This is a genomic window from Vibrio sp. 03_296 (assembly GCF_002265885.1).
On record NZ_NPKW01001147.1, the window covers coordinates 1 to 579 of the forward strand.

The following is a 579-nucleotide window of genomic DNA, read 5'->3' on the forward strand; positions in this document are numbered from 1 at the left end:
GGCTAAACCGCCACAGTAGATGAAGTAGACATCCCTATTTTGAAACGTCACCGATCGCACCCAACCGCCTAGCTCCTCAAAATCCTCTGGTTTGCAAGTACCATCGTTCAGCAACATCTGCGTGTATTTTCGATAAACGTCGCGGTGCTCTTTTAAATCATCAGACTTAACAAGATAACCATCTAAGATCTCCAAGCGCTCCATTTCTTCGATGATCGGTTTCGCATCAGAGAGCTTTGTCATGTCGACCCACTCCGCCCTTTCTTCACCACCCTCTTCGTAAACTAGATAGTCGGAAATTCTTCCCCAGCCATTTTGCTTTTCCAGAATGGTGATCTTCTCGCCTTTATACAACGCATCTATAATCAGCGCTTGCGGATCCGGTTTATTCCTCACGTCAATTCGGCGCTCAATAACGTAATAGTCGGTGATTTCAGGCTCGGGGGCTGGCAGTTCCATGATTGGCTGTGGTTTCTCGGGAACAATTGGCTCCTCTACCGCTTTAACGTTTTCTTCGCTACCTGGCTGCATAAAGAAAACGTAGTAACCTGCCCCACCACCAATCAGCAGTAAAACAAC

General features: G+C 47.2%; 1 protein-coding gene. It reads right to left on the reverse strand.

The genetic code is table 11. The features are described 5' to 3' along the window. The coding region (locus CIK04_RS30415; protein ID WP_128824771.1) for an SH3 domain-containing protein at positions 1-579 on the reverse strand (579 nt) is incomplete at both ends.